We start from the raw sequence: 24,096 nt of genomic DNA on the forward strand, positions 1-24,096 counted from the left end.
ATTGGTCAGGATAATATTTTCTCTAATGTGTCGACATTAGGGGTTTGACAATACTGAATACATTTGAGGTGCCATAGATGAGTGAGATTGAGGCTCGTCCATCGAATTTCATTCGCCAAATAATCGATAAAGATTTAGCGAGTGGTAAACATACTAGCGTGCATACCCGTTTCCCGCCGGAACCAAACGGCTATCTTCATATTGGGCATGCGAAATCCATTTGTTTAAATTTCGGTATTGCTCAGGATTACCAGGGCCAGTGCAACCTGCGCTTTGATGATACAAACCCAGAAAAAGAAGAAGTCGAATACGTTGAATCTATAAAACATGACGTTCACTGGCTTGGTTTTGAATGGGCAGGTGAAGTGTGTTATTCATCCAATTACTTCGATAAGCTGTACGGATATGCTGTCGAGCTTATTAACAAAGGTCTAGCTTATGTTGATGAGCTTACACCAGATGAGATCAGAGAGTATCGTGGTACGTTAAAAGAGCCAGGTAAAGCTAGTCCTTATCGTGATAGAAGTGTCGAAGAAAACCTAGCACTGTTTGAAAAAATGCGCGCAGGTGGCTTCGAAGAGGGCAAAGCTTGTCTTCGCGCCAAGATCGATATGGGTTCGTCGTTTATGGTGATGCGCGATCCGGTACTGTATCGAGTGCGCTTTGCTCATCATCATCAAACGGGTGATAAGTGGTGTATTTACCCAATGTACGACTTTACACACTGTATTTCTGATGCGCTTGAAAACATTACTCACTCTTTGTGTACATTGGAGTTTCAAGACAATCGTCGCTTGTATGATTGGGTGTTGGACAACATATCGATAGAAAGCCAGCCTCACCAGTATGAGTTTAGCCGTTTAAACCTTGAGTATACGGTGATGTCTAAGCGTAAGCTCAACCAGCTCGTTACTGAGAATCTCGTGGAAGGCTGGGATGACCCACGTATGCCGACGATCTCTGGTCTACGTCGCCGCGGTTTCACCCCTGCGTCAATTCGAGAATTTTGTCAGCGTATTGGTGTGACTAAGCAAGAGAACATGATTGAGTTCAGTTCGTTAGAATCATGTATCCGTGACGACTTGAATGAAAATGCCCCTCGCGCTATGGCGGTATTAGACCCTGTTAAAGTCGTTATTGAGAATTTCGATGCGTCTACGACGGAAACACTTACAATTGCCAATCATCCTAATAAGCCTGAAATGGGCACGCGTGAAGTGCCATTTACGCGCGAGCTTTGGATAGAGCGTGATGATTTTCGTGAAGAAGCAAACAAGAAATACAAACGCTTAGTCTTGGGCAAAGAGGTTCGTTTACGTGGTGCTTACGTGATCAAAGCTGAGCGTATTGAAAAAGACGACCAGGGTGACATTACCACGATTTATTGCACCTATGATCCAGAAACGTTAGGCAAAAACCCGTCGGATGGGCGTAAAGTCAAAGGGGTGATTCATTGGGTCTCTGCTGACAAAGGCTTGAGTGCTGAAATTCGCTTGTATGATCGCCTGTTTACTGTACCAAATCCAGCAGCAGCTGATGATTTCGCTTCTACGCTGAATCCGAATTCTTTGGTAACAATGAAGGGTTACGTAGAGCCAAGCTTAGCCGATGCGCAGGCAGAAAAAGGTATTCAGTTTGAGAGAACGGGGTATTTTTGTTTGGATAATAAAGACGCTAGCCCTGACGCCTTGGTATTTAATCGTACCGTTGGTCTGAGAGATTCTTGGACAAAGATCGAAAGCAATTAGAGCGTTCACTCTAAATAGCTTATTAAAAAACCAGCTTACTTTAGGAAGCTGGTTTTTTTGTCCGTGTAATTGGCTCGATAGAGACGTTTACTTTTTGAGTTTGTGCGCGTCTGGGTTCTCTTTGCAAGTTCCATCACTGCATTTACCGTACAAATATAAGCTATGGTTGGTCAAATCAACGTTATATTTAGCCGCTATTTCCTTTTGGCGCTCTTCGATGATGTCATCTGAAAACTCGATCACTTCTCCACAATCTAAGCAGACCAAATGGTCATGATGGTGTTGAGTCGACAGTTCGAAAACTGACTTACCGCCTTCAAAATGGTGTCTAGTTACGATACCTGCATCATCAAATTGGTTGAGTACCCGGTAAACGGTAGCAAGGCCAATTTCTTCGCCAATATCAATCAGCTTTTTATAAAGGTCCTCAGCACTAATGTGTTGGCATTCAGGCTGCTGAAGAACTTCTAAAATCTTTAGCCTTGGTAGGGTAACTTTAAGACCAGCATCCTTTAACGCTTGGTTGTTATCTGACATATGTTTTCCTGTTGATGACCTGTTTAATTTAACAGCTTTCAAGTATCTCAATCATTATATTGTAGTCGCAAACAACAATAAACCACGAAGTTCAAAGGGTTACTAATAAATTTTATTCGATGCCGAAATTTTTTATTAAACTAGTGGTTAGACCAGATATTATTTGTCATTATTGTGTTGGTAATTGGTGTGATTAGGATAGAAATGATGAACAAGTTACTTGCCTCTGTATATAAGCCTAATGTTGTAAGAAGAGTGCTAAATTTATGGCCTCCGTTTTGGGGTTCGGGTATTAAAATCGTCAGTATTAGCGATGACTTTCGCTCGGTAAGTGTGCGGTTGAAGTTCAGGTGGTGGAATAAGAATGCTAACAGAGCGCAATATGGTGGCAGCATTTTCTCTCTTACAGATCCTGTCTATGCGCTGATGCTGATGGGGATTCTTGGTAAGGAGTACTATGTATGGGATAAAGAAGCCAGTATTAATTTTATTAAACCGGGCTACAGCGACTTATACGCAGACTTTATTATTTCCGATGATCAAATATCGACCATACTATCGAGTACTTTAAATGGTGAGAAATGTTTCCCAGAGTTTGTTGTGCGTGTGAAGGATAAAAGCGACGAAGTGGTGTCGGAAGTGCAGCGTGTCTTATATGTAAGAAAGAAACCAGCGTTTAGAGAGTAGGGTAATAAGAATAAGATCCAAGCTAGGCGAAACACATCGGATGAATCTTATTCTTTGTTGAACCAAACCTACGAGGTTAGCCTTCTAGCTCTGAAAGGCACATCTCTTCGTGGATCTGCTTAACCCAGTTCGACACTCTTTCGTCGGTCAATTCTGGCTGGCGATCTTCATCAATGCATAGGCCAATGAACTGGCTGTCATCGTCTTCAAGAACCGCTTTTGATGCTTCAAATTCATAGCCGTCCGTTGATGTATGGCCAAGGATGGTTGCTCCTTTCGCTTCTACGATATCACGAACCGTACCCATCGCATCACAGAAATACTCAGCGTAGTCTTCTTGGTCACCACAGCCGAAGATAGCGACAAGTTTGCCTGAAAAGTCGATGCTTTCGAGCTCTGGGAAAAAGTCATCCCAGTCACATTGTGATTCGCCGTAATACCAAGTTGGGATGCCAAGTAGCAATAAGTCGAAGTTTTCAATATCTTCTTTACTACTTTTCGCGATGTCTTGAACATGTACCAGGCTTTTACCTAATTGTTTTTGAATCATCTTTGCGATAGCTTCAGTATTGCCCGTATCGCTACCAAAGAAGATGCCTACACTTGCCATAGAGAATTTACCTTTGATTTTGTCTATATCTGGCTGACGAATAGAGGGTCTATAAACCAGTGCCCTCCCAAGTGAGCTGTATTATGCCTTTTGCAATAAACCCAGTACAGCCGAGGAAGAGAACTAGCCAAACTATACGACGCCCGAATGGCGGAACATTACCTTGCTTTAATACGTCTTTAATTGCCATTCCAATCAGAAAGAAAATAGACGCAAACAGCAGATCAAGTCCAATCGACTCAATAATGTTCATGTAGTCGTATAGCATGATATCCCTTTATGCCAATTTAATTGGGCGAACTATAACATTGTTATAGTCTAAAGTTAATTCGAGTGTCGCGTAATCTTGTTACGATTTTTGCAGAAACTTGCTGAGTACGCGAAGTACATCTTTTGGCTTTTCTGCATGCAGCCAATGCCCCGTATTGGCAATGACATGCGCTTTCACATTGGTAAACTGCTGTTGGATGAGAGACTGGTGTTCGGCAACAATATAGTCTGAATCTCCCCCTTTTAACAATAATGTCGGGACAGTAATAGGTTCTACTTGTTGCCAGCCTAAAATATTCCAATAGTTTTGTTCAATCGATGGGACGTTAAATCGCCAGCGGAATATGCCCGCATCGTTATAAAGTGATTTACTTAAAAATTGCCTAACTCCCTCCATTTCAATATGTTGGGCAAGAAGCGTCATAGCATCACTTCGAGATTGCGGCTCGTTTTCCATTACCGCATGTAAGCCTGCGAGAACGTTCTCATGTCGGCGTTCAGTGTAGGCAACAGGGGCCATATCTAGCACCGCCAGCTGTTTGACTTGTTGGCGTGCAATATCGGCAAGTTTTATGGCGACTTTTCCACCCATCGAGTGACCAACTAAGCTACAAGAGGTAATATTTAACTCATCAAGCACATTTTTGACATCTTGCGCCATCGCAGCATAGTTATGTTCTTCACTGTGGAAAGATCGTCCGTGGTTTCTTACGTCTACACTAAGAACTTGATATTGTGTCTTTAGTTCTCGTGCGAGCAAACCTAGGTTGTCTAAATTACCAAATAGGCCATGGATCAATACGAGGGTATGACCCGCCCCTTCTAATTTGTAGTTGAGCAGCTGTGACATTTTATTTTATTCGTGACTGGTTTAACGTAGAGTATCTGACAAGATCTCGTTATAATCTTACAGAGTTTAAACATTGAGATTGTGAAAAGCGAATGAAAACAATTGAGGTTGATGAGGATCTATACCGCTACATCGCTGGCCAGACGCAGCACATAGGTGAAAGTGCGTCCGATATATTGCGTCGCCTGCTTAAAGTAGAATCAAATAATACAAGTGCTGGTGGTTCTTTGCTCAAAGCAGGAATGGCTGACAAAGGAATTGTCGTCAGTAAAGATATCGTAAAAGACAGTGCACTAGACGGCGTGAAAGAAATGCGCTCGCTATTGATATCTGATGAATTTGCCGGTTTAAAAAAAGCCATTGATAGATTTATGCTTGTCCTCTCAACCCTTTATCGCATTGACGCAAGCAGCTTTTCAGAAGCGAGTCAGGTAAAAGGGCGGAAAAGGGTCTACTTCGCTGATAACGAAAAGACATTGTTAGCAAATGGCAACACGACTAAGCCTAAAGCGATACCAAACACTCCTTTTTGGGTCATCACCAATAACAATACCAGCCGCAAAAGACAAATGGTCGAACAACTCATGGTGAGGATGAACTTTTCGTCAGATTTAATAGAAAAAGTCACCAACTCAATTTAAGTCAAAATAAAATAGCCTCATCGCCTCTCCAATAAAGCAGATGGGGCTTTTATTTTTCGAAGATATTTAAGGATTTCAGTATGGCTATTCATCCTAGAGCGGGGCAGAAAGCCCAGCAGCAAGACCTCTACAACATCCCATCCTTAGTCTCCAATTACTATCTGCTACAACCTTCTGCCAATGCACCAGAGCAACGCGTTCAGTTCGGGACTTCTGGCCATCGAGGTTGCGCTGACAAGCATACCTTTAACGAGCACCATATTTTGGCAATTGCTCAATCGGTCGCGGAAGTGCGTGCTGAGCATGGTGCCACGGGGCCTTTATTTGTTGGTAAAGATACTCACGCTTTATCCGAACCTGCTTTTAATAGTGTTGTTCAGGTTTTGATTGCGAATGGGGTACAGGTTGTGGCTCAAGAGGATAATGGCTATACACCCACTCCTGGGATTTCTCATGCCATTTTGACTCATAACCTTAAGCATGACGAAAAAGCGGATGGTTTAGTGATTACTCCATCTCACAATCCTCCGCAAGATGGTGGGATCAAGTACAACCCTCCTCACGGTGGGCCTGCTGAAGGCGCTTTGACAAAGCGAATCGAAGACAGAGCGAATATTCTTATTGCAGAGGGCCTGCAGGGTGTGAAGCGCGTCAGTGTCGAGCAAGCTAAATCTTCACCACTTTACCAAGAAATGGATCTTGTTTCGCCTTATGTTGAAGATCTAGTCAACGTTGTGGATATGGAAGCGATACAGGGTGCGAACTTAAATATTGGCGTAGACCCGCTTGGTGGCAGTGGCATTGAATATTGGAAGAAAATCGCTCAGGTATATCACTTAAACCTCACTTTGGTTAATGATGCTGTCGATCCGTCATTTCAATTCATGTCGTTAGACAAAGATGGTGCAATCCGAATGGACTGCTCGTCACCCTATGCCATGGCAGGATTGCTTGCGCTTAAAGATGAATATGATTTGGCATTTGGTAACGACCCGGACTATGACCGCCATGGTATCGTGACGCCTAAAGGTTTAATGAATCCCAACCATTTTCTAGCAGTGTGTATTGATTATTTATATCGCCATCGAGAAGGCTGGGCAAAAGAAGTCGCGGTTGGAAAAACCTTGGTTTCTAGCGCTTTGATAGACAAAGTTGTCGCGGCACTTGGCCGAGAGTTATGCGAAGTCCCCGTTGGATTTAAATGGTTTGTTGATGGGCTACATTCGGGACGCTTCGGATTTGGTGGAGAAGAGAGTGCGGGCGCGTCTTTCCTTCGTCAAGATGGTACACCTTGGTCAACCGATAAAGACGGCATTATTTTGTGCTTGCTTGCGGCAGAAATTACCGCAGTGACGGGTAAGAACCCTCAGCAATATTATGAGGAACTGGCCAGTCAGCATGGAGAATCCCAGTACAATCGAATTCAGGCGGTAGCTAACAGTGAGCAGAAAAAAGTCTTAGCAAATTTAAGCCCTGATATGGTGTCGGCACAGGAACTGGCCGGTGATCCTATCACTGCAAGGCTGACTCATGCGCCAGGTAATGGTGCAGCGATTGGTGGATTAAAGGTAACGACTGATTTTGGTTGGTTTGCTGCCCGCCCATCAGGTACTGAGGACGTTTACAAAATCTATTGTGAAAGCTTTAAAGGCAGTGAGCACTTAAAGCAAATTGAGTCAGAAGCTCAAGATATAGTGAACCAAGTCTTTCAAGGTGCAGGGTTGTAATGTAATTCTTTGCTCCGGTTAGTAAAAAAGCAGCGACAAGTCGGTCGCTGCTTTTTTATTTCGTCCATATTTACCCGCTTTCTTGGGGCCAATGATCGGGCACAATAAACCAAAATGTTCCGGTCGCTGTTTGGTAATGGCGAGCATGTGATGATGATACTGGTTCTGCTGGAGTCTGAAAGGTTTCTAACCCGGTAATCCACTGGTGTTTTACTAGCGAGAACAGCGGCTCTTCAATCAAATGTTGTTGGTGTTGGTAGCACCAATAGCCTTTGATTCGTGATTGGCATAGGGTCTCTGCTAAGCAGGTCGTAGGTATTGGGTAGTTTGCAAACGGGTTGGTGTATAGACGTCCTTGCATCAACAAATGTTTGCTAATATTTTCCCACTGTGGATAGGCTTGTTGAAATGCATCAGATGTTGACATATTCAACTGATGTTCAAGCATTCTAGCCAGTTTCAAATCCAACCTATCATGGGCGCTGGGGCCATACCAGCGTTCCTCGTGCAGTAAGTAAAACTTAATCGCGATTTCCCAATGTTCCACTTGGTTTAGTGCTAAGTTGTTAACAATAAAGTCGATAGCGCCAAGTGTTTTGCCATTTTGATTAAGTTGAATTTCTTCTGCTAGCAATTGGTAATTATTGGCTTGTGAAAACAGTTGGCTAAATATGTATTGGTAGACAAACCCAAGTCGCGGATTACCTTGATATGACTCAGGCCAATCCATCTGAACATTTTGAACGGGGCTCGCCTGCCATACCGGAGCATTGTGTTTGAACAAGCTTGGTGTATTTTGTACCCACTGGGCGATTCGAGTAAGTGGTGTCATTGATTGATAATCTTTGCAAGTAATATGCTTGTTAGTAGGTAGCTTATGTCTATTCGACTTGAATGTAGAGTGTTTCGACATTCTGGCCTTAAATTGTTATAAACAACTCAACGCTTCGCTGGTATTACCCAAGTATAAAGGCTAATGAAATGAATAATATACAATTAGAGACAATATTAAACGAAAAACTGTCTCCTCAGTTGATAAAAGACTATGCCCCAAATGGGTTACAAGTTGAGGGAAAGCAAGAAATACAAAAGATCATCACGGGCGTGACGGCTTCACAAGCACTTATCGAAGCGGCAATAGAAAAAAAAGCAGATGCCATTCTTGTCCATCATGGGTACTTCTGGCGAGGTGAGCCTGAGCCAATACGAGGAATGAAGGGACAAAGGATCCGCAGCTTAATTAAAAATGATATCAACCTTTTTGGTTATCACTTACCGTTAGATATACATCCCGAGCTAGGTAATAACGCTCAGCTGGCCAAGTTGCTAGGGATTAAAGTGCTTGGCGGCTTAGAAGGCCATGCGCAATCGGTGGCCATGTATGGTGAATTAGAAACTCCGATGTCTGGAAAAGAGTTGGCTAACTTGATCTCTCAAGTCCTCGATCGCACTCCTTTACATATTGCACCATGCGCACAAAACACAAAAATCTCAACCATAGGCTGGTGTACTGGAGGAGGGCAAGACTATATCGACCTTGCTGCCAAGTTTGGCCTAGATGCCTATCTGTCGGGGGAGATCTCTGAGCGTACTACCTACTCTGCACGAGAGCAGAATATCCACTATTTCGCGGCTGGTCATCATGCCACCGAAAGATATGGAATAAAGGCGCTTGGGGAGTGGTTGTCAGAGCAACATGGTTTGGATGTTGAATTTATCGACATCGATAATCCAGTGTAGCGAGATGAAAAAAGGGCTTGATCAAATCAAGCCCCTTCTGGTTATGAATTAACCGCGTTCGTGAATCGGCGTAAAGTCACGCTTTTTCAGACCAGTATAAAGCTGGCGAGGACGGCCAATACGGTTTGTTGGGTCGCTGTGCATTTCGTTCCAGTGAGCAATCCATCCGACAGTACGAGACATCGCAAAGATTACGGTGAACATCGACACTGGGATACCGATAGCTTTTAAGATGATGCCTGAATAGAAGTCCACATTTGGATAAAGCTTCTTGTCGACAAAGTACTCATCAGAAACGGCGATGCGCTCAAGCTCCATTGCGACATCCAATAGTGGATCTTTAATGTTAAGCTCTTTTAACACTTCATGACATGCTTCACGCATGACGGTCGCACGTGGGTCGTAGTTTTTGTAAACGCGGTGACCAAAGCCCATTAGACGGAATGGGTCATCTTTGTCTTTCGCTCTGTCGATGTACTCAGGAATGTTATCGACTGAGCCGATTTCTTCTAGCATTTTCAGACATGCTTCGTTAGCACCACCGTGCGCAGGTCCCCATAGAGAGGCAATGCCTGCTGCAATACATGCAAACGGGTTAGCGCCAGAAGAACCAGCAAGACGAACGGTAGACGTAGACGCATTTTGCTCATGATCAGCATGCAATGTGAATATCTTATCCATTGCACGAGCGACAACTGGGTTCACTTCGTACTCTTCACATGGGTTAGCAAACATCATGTGAAGGAAGTTTTCAGCGTAGCTTAGATCGTTACGAGGATAGATAAATGGTTGGCCTATCGAGTACTTGTAACACATGCCTGCCAATGTTGGCATTTTTGAAATCAGACGGTACGCCGCAATTTCACGGTGTTCGTCGTTGTGTACGTCTAGAGAATCGTGATAGAAGGCAGCGAGAGCGCCAACCACACCACACATAACCGCCATTGGGTGCGCGTCACGGCGGAAGCCGTGGAAGAAACTTGCGATTTGTTCATGCACCATAGTGTGACGAGAAATCGTCTTTTTGAACTCTTCGTATTGTTCACGTCCTGGTGCTTCGCCATAGAGCAAGATATAACAGACTTCTAAATAATCAGCGTTGTTCGCCAATTGTTCGATTGCGTAGCCACGGTGTAGAAGTACACCCGCGCCGCCATCGATATAAGTGATTTGAGATTCACAAGATGCAGTGGCAAGAAATCCTGGGTCAAAAGTGAAATAACCACTTGCTCCCAGTTTTCGAACGTCAATTACTTCAGGACCAAGAGTCCCATCCATAATTTCTAGCTCGATTGGCGCTTTACCTTCGACTTGAAGGGTCGCTTTCTTATCTGCCATAACCAATCTCCTATTTATTTATTGTATCCGGTCAGGATGTTTATGTGCCAATTTTTTACGTCTGTTCGCTAGCAATGTCAATAACAGTCGTCTTTTGTGTGCACTTGTAGGGGTTTTTTGCACATGTATAGTCAAAAACCTGCCCTGTGTAGCAAAATCCAGTGCACTTATTGTATTAGAATATCGCGAGCCGTATAGTGGCGCTAAAATTTTTTGAGGAAACCTTTTGAATTCGGGGCTAGACTGTATTGCGAAGCAAGTTAATCTAGTTTCGATAGTTAACGTAAAATAACACATTGAAATGCACCAAAATGATGCTTTTTTGTGACAATAAAGTTAACTTTTTGTAGGTTTTCCTTAGAAAATCGTTCTATAACTATAAATGCATAATGGAGCTGAGTGAGCAAGCCCATGAAAGAAAGAAAGTCAAGACCTGTTAATCTCGATTTACAGACCATCCACTTTCCGATAACAGCAATAGCATCAATATTGCACCGAATCTCTGGTGTGATTACTTTTGTCGCTGTCGGAATTCTTCTCTGGTTATTATCCGTATCCCTATCATCGCCGTTTGGCTTCTTAGAAGCTTACCACATAGTTAACGGTTTCTTCGTTAAGTTTATCTTGTGGGCAATTTTGACGGCCTTGTCATACCATGTTGTTGGCGGTATTCGCCATCTACTCATGGACTTAGGGCACTTTGAAGAACTGGAGAGCGGTGCAAAAAGTGCAAAAGTTACTTTTGTTGTCACTGTGATTCTATCTGTATTGGCGGGGGTTTTAGTATGGTAAACAATGTTTCCACGTTTGGACGTAACGGAGTGCATGATTTTCTCCTAGTCCGTGGCACAGCCATCATCATGACTCTGTACATTCTGTACTTGGTCTGTTTTTTCGCATTCTCTGGACAGATCACGTATCAGTCTTGGGCAATGTTCTTTGGTGGGACCTTCACCAAAGTGTTTACTATGCTAGCGTTGGTGTCAGTTCTTATCCATGCGTGGATTGGCCTGTGGCAAGTGCTCACAGATTACGTGAAGTGCTCTAAACTTCGTGGTCTGCTGCAACTTGCTGTCATCGCAGTATTAATTGGTTATGTATTTTCTGGTCTGTTTATTTTGTGGGGTGTGTAAGTGACTATTCCAGTTCGCGAGTTTGATGCCGTTGTTATTGGCGCTGGTGGTGCAGGTATGCGCGCCGCACTACAGATTTCAGAGCAGGGTTTGTCCTGCGCACTTTTATCTAAAGTTTTTCCTACCCGTTCTCATACGGTTTCCGCTCAAGGCGGCATCACGGTGGCTTTGGGTAATTCCCATAAAGACAATTGGCAATGGCATATGTACGATACCGTTAAGGGCTCCGACTATATCGGCGACCAAAACGCTATTGAATACATGTGTAAAAATGGCCCTGAGTCGGTTATCGAATTAGAAAAAATGGGTTTGCCGTTTTCTCGTTTCGATAATGGTACGATTTATCAACGACCATTTGGTGGTCAGTCTAAAGAGTTTGGTGGCGAGCAGGCTGCACGTACTGCTGCGGCTGCCGACCGTACCGGTCACGCACTTCTTCATACCCTTTATCAGCAAAACATCAAACATAAAACGACCATCTTCTCAGAGTGGTATGCACTAGACTTGGTGAAAAACCAAGATGGTGCCATCTTAGGTTGTACTGCAATTTGTATGGAAACCGGTGAGATGTGCTACTTCAAGTCGAAAGCAACGGTTCTTGCGACGGGTGGTGCTGGTCGAATTTACGCTTCTACAACGAATGCACACATCAATACTGGTGACGGTGTTGGTATGGCATTACGTGCTGGTGTACCAATGCAAGACATGGAAATGTGGCAATTCCACCCAACAGGTATTGCTGGAGCTGGTGTTCTAGTTACAGAGGGTTGTCGGGGTGAAGGTGGCTATCTACTGAACAAAGATGGCGAACGTTTCATGGAACGTTATGCACCAAACGCGAAAGATCTAGCTGGCCGTGATGTGGTTGCTCGTTCAATGATGATAGAGATCCGCGAAGGTCGCGGTTGCGATGGCCCTTGGGGACCACACATTAAACTTAAGTTAGATCACTTAGGTAAAGATGTCCTAGAATCTCGATTGCCAGGAATCCTTGAGCTTTCAAGAACCTTTGCACACGTAGACCCAATCAAAGAACCGATTCCTGTTATCCCTACCTGTCACTACATGATGGGTGGTGTACCAACTCAGGTCTCTGGCCAAGCGGTGAAACAAGATGCATCGGGTAATGATGTAGAAGTTCAAGGCCTGTTTGCTTGTGGTGAAATCGCTTCTGTATCGGTGCATGGCGCGAACCGACTAGGTGGTAACTCACTACTTGACCTTGTTGTATTTGGTCGAGCAACTGGTCTACACCTTGGTGATACGCTTGACGCTCAAGCAGAAGCACGCCCAGCGACGGAATCGGATATTGAAGCCTCTCTTGCTCGTACTATGCGTTGGGAAAACAGTACAGGCGGCGAAGATCCAGTCCAGATCAGAAAAGATTTGCAAAGCTGCATGCAGCATAGCTTCTCGGTATTCCGTGAAGGTGATGCGATGGCAACTGGGCTTGAAGAGCTTAAAGCGATTCGTGAGCGACTCAAAGATGCTCACTTGTCAGATAAATCTTCTGAGTTTAATACTCAACGAGTTGAGTGTTTAGAGTTAGACAACCTTATGGAAACGGCATACTCCACTGCTGTCGCGGCTAACTACCGTACAGAAAGCCGTGGCGCACATGCTCGCTTTGATTTCCCAGAGCGTGATGATGCGAATTGGTTGTGTCACTCCATATACAACCCTGAAACTGAACAAATGACTAAGCGTGATGTCAATATGGCACCAGTTCATCGCGAAGCATTTCCACCCAAAATACGTACTTACTAAGGGAGGCGATAAACAATGAAACTTAACTTCTCTTTGTACAGATACAATCCAGATGTTGACAAAAAGCCTTATATGAAGGATTACACTCTGGAAGTGGATGAAGGCTCTGACATGATGCTGTTGGATGCGCTGATTCTTTTGAAAGAGCAAGATCCAACGATCTCATTCCGTCGTTCATGCCGTGAAGGGGTTTGTGGCTCTGACGGTGTCAACATGAATGGTAAAAACGGTTTGGCCTGTATCACGCCACTATCAGCACTTAAAGGTGGAAAGATTGTTATCCGTCCACTTCCTGGTCTGCCTGTGGTTCGCGACCTTATCGTAGATATGACGCAATTCTATGATAACTACGCAAAAGTGAAGCCGTTTTTAATCTCTGACGGTAAATTACCACCATCAAGAGAGCATCTTCAGGCTCCAGAAGATCGCGCGCATTTAGATGGGCTTTATGAGTGTATCATGTGCGCGTGTTGCTCAACATCCTGTCCATCTTTTTGGTGGAACCCAGACAAGTTCATTGGCCCTGCTGGCCTGCTGGCTGCTTATCGTTGGCTTATTGATAGTCGCGATAGCGCAACTGAAGAACGTCTGTCTAATCTGGATGACGCATTCAGTGTGTTCCGTTGCCACGGAATCATGAACTGTGTAAGTGTTTGTCCTAAAGGGTTAAACCCGACAAAAGCGATTGGCCACATCAAGTCGATGTTAGTGAATCGTTCAGTATAATGAAAAATCAAAGGCCAACCTCATTGAGGTTGGCTATTTATACCAATTCGGCATAGACCGAACATAATGTGAAAACTACTGGTTAAGGGAAAATAATGCACAATGGTGTGATGAAGGCATGGCTCGAGTCTTCACACTTGGCTGGCGCCAATGCAACTTACGTAGAAGAACTCTACGAACTGTATCTAAGTGATCCCGAACAGGTAAGTGAGGAGTGGAAATGTGTTTTTGAAGATTTGCCTAAGCAATCTTCTGAGTCGGTTGAACAACCGCATTCACGTGTCCGCGACTACTTCCGACGACTCGCAAAAGAAACAAAGCATTTCAGTGCCCAAGTTAGTGACCCAGATGTCGATGCGAAACAAGTAAAAGTACTGCAATTAATCAATGCTTATCGATTTAGAGGGCATGAAGCAGCTGACTTAGACCCATTAGGTCTTTGGAATAGAGATACAGTCGCTGAGCTGGACCCTTCCTTCCACAATCTAACCGAAGATGACTTTGACGAAACATTTAATGTAGGCTCATTCGCTATTGGTCAAGACACCATGGTGCTTCGTGACCTGTATAAAGCATTAAATCAAACGTATTGCGGCTCGATCGGTGCAGAATATATGCACATGACCAATACCGAGCAAAAGCGTTGGATTCAGCAGCGACTTGAATCTGTCTCTGGCCAGCCCACTTTTAGTAAGTCTGAGAAAAAAACATTCCTTGAAGAACTGACTGCCGCAGAAGGTTTAGAGCGCTACCTCGGTGCAAAATTCCCCGGTGCAAAACGCTTTTCTTTAGAAGGTGGTGATGCCCTTATCCCAATGACGAAAGAGATTATACGTCATGCGGGAAATGAAGGCATGCGCGAAGTCGTTGTGGGCATGGCTCACCGTGGTCGTCTCAATATGCTAGTGAATGTACTAGGTAAAAAACCGCAAGACTTGTTTGATGAGTTTGCAGGTAAGCATGACGAAACCTGGGGTACGGGTGATGTGAAATATCACCAAGGTTTTTCGGCAGACTTTGCGACTGAGAAAGGTGATGTTCACTTAGTTCTCGCCTTTAACCCATCTCACTTGGAAATTGTTAACCCAGTTGTCATGGGGTCAGTTCGAGCTCGTCAAGACAGACTGAACGATCACGATGGTAAAAGCGTATTGCCTATCACCGTTCATGGTGATTCAGCGATTGCGGGCCAAGGCGTAGTTCAAGAAACCTTTAATATGTCCCAAGCTCGAGGCTTTAAAGTAGGCGGGACGGTTCGAATTGTAGTCAATAACCAAGTTGGTTTTACCACTTCAAACCCTCGAGACACTCGTTCCACTATGTACTGTACCGATATCGCTAAAATGGTACAGGCACCTATTTTCCACGTTAATGCTGATGACCCTGAAGCGGTCGCATTCGTCGCTCGAGTTGCGCTAGATTATCGCAATACCTTTAAGAGTGATGTTGTCATCGATTTGGTTTGCTATCGTCGCCATGGTCACAACGAAGCTGATGAACCGAACGCAACACAGCCTCTGATGTATCAAAAAATCAAGAAGCATCCAACTCCGCGTAAACTTTATGCTGATGTGTTGATTGATAAAGGCGAGTTTGAAATCGAAACCGCAACTCAGCTGGTTAACGAATATCGTGATGCACTCGATCAAGGTGAAGTGGTTGTTAAAGAATGGCGTCCGATGACGATGCATTCTGTTGATTGGTCTCCATTCCTAGGTCATGACTGGAATATGGAGTGGGATAGTAAGCTCGATAGTAAACGATTGATCGAGCTAGGCAACAAAACCTGCCAATACCCAGACAGCCACAAGTTACAAAGCCGCGTGAACAAGCTGTATAACGATCGAAAATCCATGATGGAAGGCGAGAAAGCCATCGACTGGGGTATGGCTGAGACGCTTGCCTACGCCACTATGGTTGATGATGGCAAGCGAGTTCGTATTTCAGGGCAAGATTCTGGACGTGGTACTTTCTTCCACAGACACTCCGTACTTCATAACCAATCTGATGCTAGCACCTATGCGCCTCTTGCTCATATCCATGATAAACAAGGGCCTTTCCAAGTATTTGACTCAGTCTTATCTGAAGAAGCAGTACTTGCATTTGAGTATGGTTACGCGACGGCAGAGCCTGGCGGTTTAACACTTTGGGAAGCGCAGTTTGGTGACTTTGCTAATGGTGCTCAAGTTGTAATTGACCAGTTTATTTCGTCTGGTGAGCAGAAATGGGCTCGTTTATGTGGCCTAACTATGCTATTACCTCATGGCTATGAAGGGCAAGGTCCAGAGCACTCGTCTGCGCGCTTAGAGCGTTACCTACAATTGTGTGCTGAGCAGAACATGCAAGTCGTTGTTCCTTCAACGCCTGCGCAGGTTTATCATATGCTTAGAAGACAAGTTGTTCGCCCAATGCGACGTCCATTGATCGTGATGTCACCAAAATCATTGTTAAGACATCCGCTTTGTATCTCACATATTGATGATTTAGCAGACGGTACGTTCCAGCCTGCGATTGCTGAAATTGATGAGCTCGATGCGAAGAAAGTCAAGCGCGTCGTCATGTGTTCAGGAAAAGTGTATTACGACCTCCTAGAACAACGTCGCAACAACGAACAGGATGATGTGGCTATTATCAGAATTGAACAGCTATATCCATTCCCGTTAGAAGAAGTGAAAGCTGCCATCGCAGATTACACAAATGCGGTTGATTTTGTTTGGTGTCAAGAAGAGCCACAAAACCAAGGTGCATGGTACTCCAGCCAGCATAACTTTAGAGCCTCAATACCAGCAGGTTCGGAGTTGATTTATGCAGGCCGTCCAGCTTCTGCATCACCTGCAGTCGGATACATGTCCGTACATTTGAAACAACAAAAAGCGTTGGTCGAAGACGCTCTTACCCTAGATAAGAACTAGAGTGAAAGGAAAGAAGAATATGACAATTGAAATTCTGGTTCCAGATTTGCCTGAATCTGTAGCAGACGCAACAGTGGCAACTTGGCATAAACAACCAGGAGAAGCGGTTGCTCGTGATGAAGTGATCGTCGATATTGAAACGGACAAAGTAGTATTGGAAGTACCGGCTCCAGATGAAGGTGTACTGGAAGCGATCATTGAAGAGGAAGGCGCTACCGTACTTTCTAAGCAGCTTATCGCTAAGTTGAAGCCTGGCGCAGTCGCTGGCGAACCAACGAAAGATAAAACAGAAGAGCCTGCAGCTTCTCCAGACAAGAGACACAAGGCCACGCTTGCTGAAGAGTCTAATGATGCGCTAAGCCCAGCAGTAAGACGCTTGCTGGCCGAGCATAACCTTGAAGCAAGCCAAATCAAGGGTACAGGCGTTGGCGGTCGTATTACTAGAGAAGATATTGAAGCTTACCTAGCATCAAATAAAGGCGGTGCTTCAAACGCAAAACAAGACGAGCCAGTTGTACCAGTTGCTGCTCGTAGCCAAAAACGTGTTCCTATGACACGTTTGCGCAAAACGGTTGCAAACCGTCTGCTTGAGGCCAAAAACAGCACGGCGATGTTAACGACGTTTAACGAAGTGAACATGAAGCCAATTATGGATCTAAGAAAGCAGTACAAAGACCAGTTCGAAGAAAGACACGGTATTCGACTTGGCTTTATGTCTTTCTACGTGAAAGCGGTAACAGAAGCGCTTAAGCGTTATCCTGAAGTAAACGCGTCAATTGATGGCGACGATATTGTTTATCACAACTACTTTGACATCAGCATGGCGGTTTCTACCCCTCGTGGTCTAGTAACGCCGGTATTGAAAGATTGCGACACGCTAGGCTTTGCAGATATTGAAAAAGGTATCAAAGAGCTTGCACTTAAAGGTCGTGATGGCAAGTTAACCGTTGATGAATTGATGGGTGGTAACTTCACCATTACTAATGGTGGCGTGTTTGGCTCTTTGATGTCTACACCGATTATTAACCCACCTCAATCTGCTATTCTTGGCATGCATAAGATTCAAGAGCGTCCTATGGCCGTTAATGGACAGGTTGAGATTTTGCCTATGATGTACCTAGCGCTATCGTACGATCACCGCTTAATTGATGGTCGTGAGTCGGTGGGCTTCTTGGTAACAATTAAAGAATTGCTAGAAGACCCAGCTCGCTTGCTATTAGGCGTATAACGCGAGATTAAATAGAAAAAACAAGGTTAGACCTGCTCAACGTCTAACCTTTTATACTGAAGACACATAAGATCACGTTGTGGTTTGTCTTCTAAATTTGAGTAACCCTACAGACATATCGCTCATTTCGATGATGCAATATGAGAAAACTCATCCTTCAAAGGATCACAAGACGGAAAAACGTAATGAACTTGCATGAATATCAAGCCAAACAGCTGTTTGCAGAATTCGGTTTGCCAGTGCCAGAAGGCTACGCGTGTGACACTCCACATGAAGCAGCTGAAGCGGCAGGTAAAATTGGTGGAAACAAATGGGTCGTAAAATGCCAAGTGCATGCCGGTGGGCGTGGCAAAGCTGGTGGCGTTGAACTGCATGACAATAAAGAAGGCATTAAAGAATTTGTCCAAAAGTGGAGCGGTAAAAACCTAGTCACTTATCAAACGGATGAAAATGGCCAACCAGTCTCTAAGATTCTTGTTGAAGAAGCATCTGACATCGCTAACGAGCTGTACCTAGGCGCTGTTGTCGATCGCTCTACACGTCGCATTGTATTCATGGCTTCTACTGAAGGCGGCGTTGAAATTGAAAAAGTTGCAGAAGAAACGCCAGAACTTATTCACAAAGCAGCTATCGATCCACTCGTAGGTCCTATGACGTATCAAGGTCGTGAGCTAGCATTCAAATTGGGCCTACAAGGTGACCAAATCAAACAGTTTGTGAAGATCTTTATGGGTCTTGGCAAAATGTTCACTGAGCTTGACCTTGCTCTGTTAGAAATCAACCCTCTAGTTGTTACTGGCGATGGCAACTTAGTTTGCCTAGACGGTAAGATTAACATTGATTCAAACGCATTGTACCGTCATCCAAAACTACGTGAAATGCATGATCCATCTCAAGAAGATGAGCGCGAAGCACACGCAGCAAAATGGGAACTAAACTACGTTGCCCTAGATGGCAGCATCGGTTGTATGGTTAACGGTGCAGGTCTTGCGATGGGAACCATGGACATCGTAAACCTTCACGGCGGCAAACCTGCTAACTTCCTAGATGTTGGTGGCGGCGCAACCAAGGAGCGCGTGACTGAAGCATTCAAGATCATTCTATCTGACAGCAATGTTAAAGCCGTATTGGTAAACATCTTTGGTGGTATCGTACGTTGTGACCTTATTGCTGACGGTATTATCGGCGCAGTTGAAGAAGTAGGCGTTAAAGTGCCTGTTGTTGTTCGACTTGAAGGTAACAACGCACCACTTGGTGCACAAAAACTGGCTGATAGTGGCCTAAATATTATTGCTGCGACCTCTCTAACTGAAGCAGCTGAAAAAGTAGTTGCAGCAGCGGAGGGCAAATAATGTCAGTCTTAATCGATAAAAATACGAAGGTTATTTGCCAAGGCTTTACTGGTGGTCAAGGTACTTTCCACTCAGAGCAAGCACTTGATTACGGTACTCAACTTGTCGGTGGTGTTTCACCTGGTAAAGGCGGACAAACTCACCTAGGCCTGCCAGTTTTCAATACAGTACGTGATGCAGTTGAGAAAACGGGCGCTACGGCTTCGGTTATTTATGTACCAGCACCATTTTGTAAAGATGCAATCCTAGAAGCGATTGACGCAGGCATCAAACTGATCGTGACTATCACAGAAGGCATCCCTACTCTTGACCTTGTTGATGTGAAAGTTCGACTAGACGAAGCTGGCGTTGTAATGATCGGTCCAAACTGCCCAGGTGTTATTACACCAGATGAGTGTAAGATTGGTATCATGCCAGGTCACATCCACAAGAAAGGTAAAGTAGGTATCGTATCTCGCTCTGGTACGCTCACTTATGAAGCCGTGAAGCAAACAACAGACGAAGGCTTTGGTCAGTCTACGTGTGTTGGTATCGGTGGTGACCCAATACCAGGCTCTAACTTTATCGATATTCTTAAGCTGTTTGAAAAAGATCCAGAAACTGAAGCCATCGTTATGATTGGTGAAATCGGTGGAACAGCGGAAGAAGAAGCGGCAGCCTTCATTAAAGACAACGTCACTAAGCCAGTCGTTTCTTACATTGCTGGTGTGACTGCTCCTCCAGGTAAGCGTATGGGCCATGCTGGTGCGATTATCTCTGGTGGTAAAGGTACTGCGGATGACAAGTTTGCAGCACTTGAAGCCGCTGGCGTTAAGACCGTGAAAAGCCTAGCTGACATCGGTAAAGGCATTCGCGAAATTACTGGTTGGTAATCTCGTTGTAAAGAATACAGCTAAAAAATTTGTAATAAGCCCCCAAGTCTTTGGGGGCTTTTTTGTGCGCGTTATAAAATCATCGCGGCAAGCCAGCCGAATGCAATTAAAGGAATATTGTAGTGTAGAAAAGTAGGGACTACGGTTTGCCAGATATGTTCATGTTGCCCATCCATATTGAGCCCCGATGTTGGCCCTAACGTCGAATCAGAAGCAGGAGAGCCTGCGTCTCCCAAAGCCGCAGCTGTACCAACCAAAGCAATCGTTGCCATGGGAGAAAAACCGAACGCGACACTAAGTGGTACGTATATTGTGGCAATGATAGGAATGGTCGAAAACGAAGAGCCAATTCCCATTGTGACCAGCAACCCGACGACGAGCATAAGTAAAGCGGCGAGAGGCTTGTTGTCTCCGATTATCGAAGAAACAGATTGAACGAGGGTCTCGACCCCGCCAGTTTGTTTCATGACCGCAGCAAAGCCCGCCGCTGTAATCATAATAAAGCCAATCATGGCCATCATGTGAACACCTTGAGTAAACACATCGTGAGTTTCGCTCCAGCGTATGACGCCGCCAAAGGTGAATACCATAAATCCAGCTAGCGCACCGATAATCATCGAGCCTGTATAGAGCTGAACAGATAGCGCAGTGACAATGCCAATTAATGCAACAATAATAGGCTTGCGGGTGGAATTTGCTTTCTGGCCAGTGTGTGTTGTGTGGTCAAGCTCCACTTGCTGGTAAGTACGTGGCTTTTTGTAACTAATGAAAACGGCGCTAAGCAGCCCTACCAGCATCCCAAAGGCAGGTAACAGCATGGCCTCAGGGACTTGAGATGCACTTACGTGATGCAGGCCATTGTCATTCAGGTTCTTCAATAAGATATTATTTAGAAATATCCCGCCAAAGCCAACCGGTAGCACCATATATGGTGTGATGAGGCCAAAAGTGAGAATACACGCCAGCATTCTTCTGTCTAGCTTAAGGCTGTTAAAGACACTGAGAAGTGGGGGAATTAAAATCGGAATAAAAGCGATATGAACAGGAATGATATTTTGCGATGACATTGTGATGGCGACTAAGGAAAGAAGTAAACCATACTTGATGCTATTCGCGGCAACATCATTCTGCTGGCCAGTGAGCTTTTTTATCACAGATTGCGCGAGCAGATCCGTGATGCCAGAGCGAGAAATGGCAACGGCAAACGTTCCTAGCATGGCGTAGCTCAGCGCTATAGTAGCGCCTCCGCCTAGACCACTTTCGAAAGCAGATATGGTATTTCCTAAGCTCATACCTGCAGTTATACCACCGATTATTGCACTAAAAGTCAGTGCGATAACCACGTTTACGCGCATGAGTGCCAAAAGCAGCATTAAGCACACAGAAATTACAACGGGGTTCATAGTTGTCCTTAACTATTTGAAGAATGTTATTGGGGACTGTCGGTCAGAGGCCAGCCGCCGAGCGCCTTCCACTTATTGACGATTCGGCAAAACAACTCTGCGGTTTTTTGCGTGTCATAAAGAGCAGAGTGTGCTTCCTTATTGTCAAATTCAATCCCTGCTGTTTGGCAAGCTTTCGCCAGCACGGTTTGCCCGTAGGCCAAGCCACTCAGGGCTGCGGTATCAAATGTAGCAAAAGGGTGAAATGGCACTCTCTTTAGTTTACTGCGTTCGTTGGCTTCAGAGACAAAACTGTGGTCAAAAGTGGCGTTGTGGGCAACGATAATTGCTCGGTTGCAGTCGACAGCTTTTTGTTCCTTGCGCACCACTTTATAAATTTCTTTCAGTGCCTCAGATTCCGTGACAGCCCCACGCAATGGGCTAAACGGGTCTCGAATTCCGTTGAATTCTAGAGCTGCTTGTTCGATGTTGGCACCTTCAAATGGGGTAACATGAAAATGACAAGTGGTGGCAGGGTGCAGATCACCGTTTTCATCCATTTTCAGTGTAATAGCACAAATTTCCAGCAGTGCGTCGGCTTTCGAGTTAAAGCCCGCAGTTTCTACGTCAATCACGACTGGGAAATAACCACGAAAGCGCCCTTTTAGTGTTAGGGCGTCATTGTTTGAAGACATGAGTTACCTAATTTATTAAATAGGGCATCATTATTGCAGATTCTTCGTAGGAGAAAAACTAGCACCTATAATTTAAAGATGATGAGAGGCATAAATAGGAACTCTCTACATTGTATACATTACTTTTATTCAAACATGCACGGTAAGGCGGCAGGCTTTTTGCATTCAGGCTTATGTAGAGACGATAGGCGGCAAACCGCTTCCTATTGAGTTATGGGTTTCAGAGAATGCAGTATATGGAAAAGTGGACAGTATTTGGTTTAAGCGCTTTAGCATGCCTGATAAGTTTTCATTCAGAGGCATCAAGTAAACGCTACGTGGCTTCCCCCACGGAATCGAAATGGGAAATGGCGGTAAATACCCCATTAGAGTGCCGCTTGGTTCACCCTATTCCACACTACGGCGATGCAGAGTTTACCTCCCACGCGAGCAAGAAAATCAACTTAGACTTCGAGCTTAAGATGCGTTTACCTATGGGCGCAACAAGAGATGTCAGCCTTATTTCTATGCCTCCTTCTTGGCGACCGGGAGACACCGCTGATCGCATATCAAATTTGAAATTTTTCAAACAATTCGATGGATATGTCGGAGGACAAACGGCTTGGGGGATTTTAAGCGAATTGGAAAAAGGCCGTTATCCAACGTTTAGCTACTTGGGGTGGGAGAGCCGCAATCAAAGGGTCGAAGTGGCATTGTCATCTGTGTTGTTTCAACATCAGTACGATGTCTTTAGCCAGTGCATTAGTAAATTGCTGCCTTATAGTTTTGAGGATATTGCTTTTACCATACTCCATTATGATCGAACCAGTGTTCAACTCAATAAAGCGTCGCAAAAGCGCTTGGCCCAAATCGCCGAGTACATTCGCTATAACAAAGATATCGACTTAGTTTTGGTCTCGACATACACCGACTCAACAGATACTAAGGCCGTCAGCCAAGACCTGTCAGAAAAAAGGGCAGATGTACTAAGAAATTATTTCCAATCGCTGGGGTTGTCTGAAGACAGAATTCAAGTTCACGCTTATGGTAAGCGTCGCCCAATAGCTGATAACGCTTCTCCTATTGGAAAAGATCAAAACCGCCGAGTGGTTATTTCCCTTGGTCGCACTCAGGTTTAGGTGGTTTTAGCTACGACTCAAAGTGTCTTTATGCTTCATTTTGATAGGTTATACCTATTGAAATGATAAATTCAAACAAATTCATCTAATTTCTTTGTTGGTTTATTCTATATCCATAGTAAGAATACTGGAAAAAAGAGGGATGATGATGAACAACAATATTATTGGGTTAGACAAAGAACAAAGCCTACAACTAACAAATAAATTAAACCTGCTACTTGCGGACTACCAAATCTTGTATATGAATGTCCGTGGTTTCCACTGGAACATTAAAGGGCGAGATTTCTACGAATTACACACAAAGTTTGAAGAAATTTATAACAACCTGATTGATAAAGTGGATGAAATTGCCGAGAGAATTCTCACTCTAGAAGGCGCACCTTCGCACGGTTACTCGCGTTATTTAGAGCAGTCAGAGCTAAAAGAAGTACTAAACGTAACAGATGGTAAGACGGCGCTAGGTAATATCTTAGAGTCTTATCAAATCTTGCTAATCAAACAACGCGACATCTTAACGGCGGCGGGCGATCTAGGTGATGAAGGAACGGCTTCTTTGATGAGCGATTATATCAGCGAGCAAGAGAAAGAAACTTGGATGATGGCATCGTATCTTAAATAATGCCTGTCGTATCCTCAGCTTGTTTAGGTATCGCCATATCGCGCGGATGACTGCGCCATATGGCGATATTCGTCTATTTCCCCTGTCTCTTCCTCAAATCTAACATCAAATAAGCAACAGGTTGTACAAAAAGTAAGGGTGTTC

The 24,096-nt window shown here is 44.5% G+C and carries 23 protein-coding genes; 15 read left to right on the top strand and 8 right to left on the bottom strand.

Translation table 11 applies throughout. The features are described from left to right. The first annotated feature begins 77 nt into the window (after window positions 1–77). Window positions 78–1,748 (top strand): glutamine--tRNA ligase, encoded by a 1,671-nt coding sequence (glnS, locus tag M9194_RS14155; protein ID WP_250613333.1) that lies wholly within the window; start codon window positions 78–80, stop codon window positions 1,746–1,748. An 87-nt stretch (window positions 1,749–1,835) separates the two neighbouring features. Here glnS and fcrX read toward each other — a convergent pair whose 3' ends face one another. Continuing rightward, window positions 1,836–2,285 carry a ferric iron uptake transcriptional regulator FcrX gene (fcrX, locus tag M9194_RS14160; RefSeq protein ID WP_250613334.1) on the bottom strand — a complete coding sequence of 150 codons (450 nt, stop codon included), beginning with the start codon at window positions 2,283–2,285 and terminating at the stop codon, window positions 1,836–1,838. Window positions 2,286–2,492: 207 nt separating this feature from the next. On the opposite strand from fcrX, the gene M9194_RS14165 reads away from it, so the two are divergent. Next, window positions 2,493–2,972, top strand: a complete 480-nt coding sequence (locus M9194_RS14165) for a DUF4442 domain-containing protein (RefSeq protein WP_250613414.1) — start codon at window positions 2,493–2,495, stop codon at window positions 2,970–2,972. A gap of 76 nt (window positions 2,973–3,048) precedes the next feature. Here M9194_RS14165 and fldA read toward each other — a convergent pair whose 3' ends face one another. The 3 genes from fldA to M9194_RS14180 form a co-directional block, all read right to left on the bottom strand. Then, complete coding sequence (gene fldA / locus M9194_RS14170) at window positions 3,049–3,582, bottom strand: flavodoxin FldA (protein ID WP_250613335.1); 534 nt, start codon at window positions 3,580–3,582, stop codon at window positions 3,049–3,051. A gap of 49 nt (window positions 3,583–3,631) precedes the next feature. Next, complete coding sequence (locus tag M9194_RS14175) at window positions 3,632–3,850, bottom strand: DUF2788 domain-containing protein (RefSeq protein WP_250613336.1); 219 nt, start codon at window positions 3,848–3,850, stop codon at window positions 3,632–3,634. Between the two features lie 81 nt (window positions 3,851–3,931). Continuing rightward, window positions 3,932–4,702 (bottom strand): alpha/beta fold hydrolase, encoded by a 771-nt coding sequence (locus M9194_RS14180; protein ID WP_250613337.1) that lies wholly within the window; start codon window positions 4,700–4,702, stop codon window positions 3,932–3,934. 92 nt (window positions 4,703–4,794) lie between these two features. Here M9194_RS14180 and seqA point away from each other — a divergent pair, with 92 nt between their 5' ends. Continuing rightward, on the top strand, window positions 4,795–5,343 hold the full coding sequence (seqA, locus tag M9194_RS14185; protein ID WP_250613338.1) for a replication initiation negative regulator SeqA: 549 nt from the start codon (window positions 4,795–4,797) through the stop codon (window positions 5,341–5,343). Window positions 5,344–5,423: 80 nt separating this feature from the next. After that, window positions 5,424–7,070 (top strand): phosphoglucomutase (alpha-D-glucose-1,6-bisphosphate-dependent), encoded by a 1,647-nt coding sequence (pgm, locus tag M9194_RS14190; protein WP_250613339.1) that lies wholly within the window; start codon window positions 5,424–5,426, stop codon window positions 7,068–7,070. 70 nt (window positions 7,071–7,140) lie between these two features. Here pgm and M9194_RS14195 read toward each other — a convergent pair whose 3' ends face one another. Further along, window positions 7,141–7,902 (bottom strand): DUF1853 family protein, encoded by a 762-nt coding sequence (locus M9194_RS14195; protein WP_250613340.1) that lies wholly within the window; start codon window positions 7,900–7,902, stop codon window positions 7,141–7,143. A gap of 149 nt (window positions 7,903–8,051) precedes the next feature. On the opposite strand from M9194_RS14195, the gene M9194_RS14200 reads away from it, so the two are divergent. Then, window positions 8,052–8,810 (top strand): Nif3-like dinuclear metal center hexameric protein, encoded by a 759-nt coding sequence (locus M9194_RS14200; protein ID WP_250613341.1) that lies wholly within the window; start codon window positions 8,052–8,054, stop codon window positions 8,808–8,810. A gap of 48 nt (window positions 8,811–8,858) precedes the next feature. On the opposite strand, the gene M9194_RS14205 is transcribed toward M9194_RS14200, so the two are convergent. After that, on the bottom strand, window positions 8,859–10,148 hold the full coding sequence (locus M9194_RS14205) for a citrate synthase (protein WP_250613342.1): 1,290 nt from the start codon (window positions 10,146–10,148) through the stop codon (window positions 8,859–8,861). A gap of 399 nt (window positions 10,149–10,547) precedes the next feature. On the opposite strand from M9194_RS14205, the gene sdhC reads away from it, so the two are divergent. The 8 genes from sdhC to sucD all read left to right on the top strand — a co-directional run bounded on the left by sdhC (window position 10,548) and on the right by sucD (window position 20,138). Beyond that, a complete protein-coding gene (gene sdhC, locus M9194_RS14210) occupies window positions 10,548–10,940 on the top strand; it encodes a succinate dehydrogenase cytochrome b556 subunit (protein WP_250613343.1) in 393 nt (130 codons plus the stop codon). Continuing rightward, window positions 10,934–11,281 (top strand): succinate dehydrogenase, hydrophobic membrane anchor protein, encoded by a 348-nt coding sequence (sdhD, locus tag M9194_RS14215; RefSeq protein WP_250613344.1) that lies wholly within the window; start codon window positions 10,934–10,936, stop codon window positions 11,279–11,281. The genes sdhC and sdhD overlap by 7 nt, the downstream gene beginning before the upstream one ends. After that, entirely contained in the window at window positions 11,282–13,048 is a 1,767-nt protein-coding gene (gene sdhA, locus M9194_RS14220) for a succinate dehydrogenase flavoprotein subunit (protein ID WP_250613345.1), read from the top strand. A 15-nt stretch (window positions 13,049–13,063) separates the two neighbouring features. Further along, the gene (locus M9194_RS14225; protein WP_250613346.1) at window positions 13,064–13,774 is read left to right on the top strand and encodes a succinate dehydrogenase iron-sulfur subunit; all 711 of its coding nucleotides are present in this window, start codon (window positions 13,064–13,066) and stop codon (window positions 13,772–13,774) included. Between the two features lie 95 nt (window positions 13,775–13,869). Next, window positions 13,870–16,686 (top strand): 2-oxoglutarate dehydrogenase E1 component, encoded by a 2,817-nt coding sequence (sucA, locus tag M9194_RS14230; protein WP_250613347.1) that lies wholly within the window; start codon window positions 13,870–13,872, stop codon window positions 16,684–16,686. Between the two features lie 19 nt (window positions 16,687–16,705). Next, complete coding sequence (odhB, locus tag M9194_RS14235; protein WP_250613348.1) at window positions 16,706–17,914, top strand: 2-oxoglutarate dehydrogenase complex dihydrolipoyllysine-residue succinyltransferase; 1,209 nt, start codon at window positions 16,706–16,708, stop codon at window positions 17,912–17,914. Window positions 17,915–18,099: 185 nt separating this feature from the next. Then, window positions 18,100–19,266 (top strand): ADP-forming succinate--CoA ligase subunit beta, encoded by a 1,167-nt coding sequence (sucC, locus tag M9194_RS14240; protein ID WP_250613349.1) that lies wholly within the window; start codon window positions 18,100–18,102, stop codon window positions 19,264–19,266. Then, window positions 19,266–20,138, top strand: a complete 873-nt coding sequence (gene sucD / locus M9194_RS14245) for a succinate--CoA ligase subunit alpha (RefSeq protein ID WP_250613350.1) — start codon at window positions 19,266–19,268, stop codon at window positions 20,136–20,138. The genes sucC and sucD overlap by 1 nt, the downstream gene beginning before the upstream one ends. A 71-nt stretch (window positions 20,139–20,209) precedes the next feature. On the opposite strand, the gene M9194_RS14250 is transcribed toward sucD, so the two are convergent. Together M9194_RS14250 and rnt are read right to left on the bottom strand one after the other, a co-directional pair. Beyond that, window positions 20,210–21,541, bottom strand: a complete 1,332-nt coding sequence (locus tag M9194_RS14250) for a Na+/H+ antiporter family protein (RefSeq protein WP_250613351.1) — start codon at window positions 21,539–21,541, stop codon at window positions 20,210–20,212. Window positions 21,542–21,567: 26 nt separating this feature from the next. Next, window positions 21,568–22,215 carry a ribonuclease T gene (gene rnt, locus M9194_RS14255; RefSeq protein ID WP_250613352.1) on the bottom strand — a complete coding sequence of 216 codons (648 nt, stop codon included), beginning with the start codon at window positions 22,213–22,215 and terminating at the stop codon, window positions 21,568–21,570. 236 nt (window positions 22,216–22,451) lie between these two features. Between rnt and motY the strand changes: the two genes are divergently transcribed. Together motY and M9194_RS14265 are read left to right on the top strand one after the other, a co-directional pair. After that, on the top strand, window positions 22,452–23,333 hold the full coding sequence (gene motY / locus M9194_RS14260) for a flagellar protein MotY (RefSeq protein ID WP_250613353.1): 882 nt from the start codon (window positions 22,452–22,454) through the stop codon (window positions 23,331–23,333). A 148-nt stretch (window positions 23,334–23,481) separates the two neighbouring features. Beyond that, window positions 23,482–23,952 (top strand): Dps family protein, encoded by a 471-nt coding sequence (locus tag M9194_RS14265; RefSeq protein WP_250613415.1) that lies wholly within the window; start codon window positions 23,482–23,484, stop codon window positions 23,950–23,952. The last annotated feature ends 144 nt before the right edge of the window (window positions 23,953–24,096 follow it).

Origin of the sequence: Vibrio sinus (assembly GCF_023634645.1) — a bacterium.
GTDB lineage: Bacteria > Pseudomonadota > Gammaproteobacteria > Enterobacterales > Vibrionaceae > Vibrio > Vibrio sinus.